Here is a 2,491-nt window from a genome sequence, read left to right as displayed (position 1 = left end):
ATTTAAATGTTGTTACTTAAGTGTTACCGTTGATGCCGCGCAAATCTCACCTGCAATAAAGCGACTAAAAGTAAGGCATTAACAAGATGAAAAAAGTGACTGCCATGCTCTTCTCGATGGCCGTGGGGCTTAATGCCGTTTCGATGGCGGCAAAAGCGAAAGCGTCCGAGGAGCAGGAAACTGATGTACTGTTGATTGGCGGCGGCATTATGAGCGCCACGTTGGGGACCTATTTACGCGAGCTGGAGCCTGAATGGTCGATGACCATGGTGGAGCGCCTGGAGGGTGTCGCGCAGGAGAGTTCGAACGGCTGGAATAACGCCGGAACCGGGCATTCTGCACTGATGGAACTGAACTACACCCCGCAAAACGCCGATGGCAGCATCAGTATTGAAAAAGCAGTCGCCATTAACGAAGCATTTCAGATTTCCCGCCAGTTCTGGGCGCACCAGGTTGAGCGCGGCGTGCTGCGTACTCCGCGTTCATTTATCAATACCGTTCCGCATATGAGCTTTGTCTGGGGCGAGGATAACGTTAATTTCCTGCGCGCCCGTTACGCCGCGTTGCAACAAAGCTCGCTGTTTCGCGGTATGCGTTACTCTGAAGATCACGCGCAGATCAAAGAGTGGGCACCGTTAGTGATGGAAGGGCGCGATCCACAACAGAAAGTAGCGGCAACACGCACAGAAATTGGCACTGATGTGAACTATGGCGAGATCACCCGCCAGTTAATTGCTTCCTTACAGAAGAAATCTAACTTCTCGCTGCAACTCAGCAGCGAAGTCCGCGCCCTAAAGCGTAATGACGATAACACCTGGACCGTTACCGTTGCCGATCTGAAAAACGGCACTGCACAGAACATCCGCGCCAAATTTGTCTTTATCGGCGCGGGCGGTGCGGCGCTGAAGCTATTACAGGAATCGGGGATTCCGGAAGCGAAAGACTACGCCGGTTTCCCGGTGGGCGGACAGTTCCTTGTTTCGGAAAACCCGGACGTGGTTAATCACCATCTGGCGAAGGTTTACGGTAAAGCATCCGTTGGCGCACCACCGATGTCGGTTCCGCATATCGATACCCGCGTTCTGGACGGTAAACGCGTAGTGCTGTTTGGGCCATTTGCCACCTTCTCAACCAAATTCCTCAAAAACGGTTCATTGTGGGATCTGATGAGTTCCACCACCACCTCTAACGTGATGCCGATGATGCACGTCGGGCTGGATAATTTCGATCTGGTGAAATATCTGGTGAGTCAGGTGATGTTGAGTGAAGAGGATCGTTTTGAAGCGTTGAAAGAGTACTATCCGCAGGCAAAAAAAGAGGACTGGCGTTTGTGGCAAGCGGGGCAGCGCGTGCAGATTATCAAGCGTGATGCCGAGAAAGGTGGCGTACTGCGTCTGGGTACTGAAGTGGTCAGTGACCAGCAAGGGACCATTGCCGCGCTGCTGGGGGCATCGCCAGGGGCGTCAACCGCCGCGCCGATTATGTTGGATCTGCTGGAAAAAGTATTTGGCGATCGCGTTTCCAGCCCGCAATGGCAGGCTACGTTGAAAGCGATCGTTCCGTCTTATGGACGCAAGCTGAACGGTGATGTAGCGGCAACAGAACGCGAGTTGCAGTACACCAGCGAAGTGCTGGGGCTGAAATACGACAAGCCGCAGGCAGCAGATAGTACGCCAAAACCGCAGTTGAAACCGCAACCCGTTCAAAAAGAAGTGGCGGATATTGCGTTGTAATGATGTGCCACATCCGGCATGGTATGCCGGATGTGGCGTATGCTGATAAGACGCGCCAGCGTCGCATCAGGCACCGGCTCGGGCGTTAGATGTCGGATGCGGCGTGACCGCCTTATTCGGCCTACGGGGTGCCGCACTTCACAGCATTTTAGCGAACTACCGCGTTGTCAATTTTCTCTTCCGCCTTCCAGACGCGGTACTTCACATCTACATTGTCTGGCGTATACACCACGATCGGCAGCTTGCTGTTGTAACGCAGCATTCCAGCATCGCCCAGATACGCGGTGACAAATTTCTTCTCTTTCTTGCCATCCGGGCAGGCCATCATCGTCGAAACCGGGGAACTGACTTTATCAAAGACATAATAATCATAGCCCCAGCCTTCCAGCGTTTTGTTTTCCAGCTTCCCGCCGAGACGATGCAAATTGCAATCGACTTCCAGCGTCTGACCGATTAACAGTTCTACTTTCAGGGTAGATTCATCTTCTTGCGGGGTTAACTGAATCACCTGACGCTTCATCCCTTTTTCAGCTTGTGGATAAGGCGCGATTTTTTCCAGTGGCTGGACGCTTTCTGCCGCCCAGGCGGAAGTGGTAGCGAAAGCGGCAAACAATACTGCAGGTAGAATGGTCTTCATTTTTTTGCTTTCCTTCTTCATTTATAGGTTTTCACCGATGATGTCGCTGAAGGTTAACATATTCATCAGATTTATTAATTTGCTTTATGAATAACTTAAAGAACATTCAGACAATTTTACC

The 2,491-nt window shown here is 51.7% G+C and carries 2 protein-coding genes; one reads left to right on the top strand and one right to left on the bottom strand.

Annotation, left to right across the window (positions count from 1 at the left end; translation table 11 throughout):
- The first annotated feature begins 86 nt into the window (after positions 1 to 86).
- On the top strand, positions 87 to 1,733 hold the full coding sequence (mqo, locus tag E0D98_RS23300) for a malate dehydrogenase (quinone) (RefSeq protein WP_000758074.1): 1,647 nt from the start codon (positions 87 to 89) through the stop codon (positions 1,731 to 1,733).
- 148 nt (positions 1,734 to 1,881) lie between these two features.
- Here the strand turns inward: mqo and eco are convergent, their stop codons facing one another.
- On the bottom strand, positions 1,882 to 2,391 hold the full coding sequence (gene eco / locus E0D98_RS23295; protein ID WP_000712249.1) for a serine protease inhibitor ecotin: 510 nt from the start codon (positions 2,389 to 2,391) through the stop codon (positions 1,882 to 1,884).
- Positions 2,392 to 2,491: the final 100 nt, after the last annotated feature.

Origin of the sequence: Escherichia sp. KCJ4928, assembly GCF_004352695.1 — a bacterium.
GTDB lineage: Bacteria > Pseudomonadota > Gammaproteobacteria > Enterobacterales > Enterobacteriaceae > ECMA0423.
Note: the sequence above shows the minus strand (reverse complement) of the source record. Positions and strands in the feature narration are given on the sequence as shown.

Coding starts and splice junctions, on each gene's coding strand:
- mqo (WP_000758074.1), top strand. CDS start 87: ATGAAAAAAGTGACTGCCATGCTCTTCTCGATGGCCGTGGGGCTTAAT.
- eco (WP_000712249.1), bottom strand. CDS start 2,391: ATGAAGAAGGAAAGCAAAAAAATGAAGACCATTCTACCTGCAGTATTG.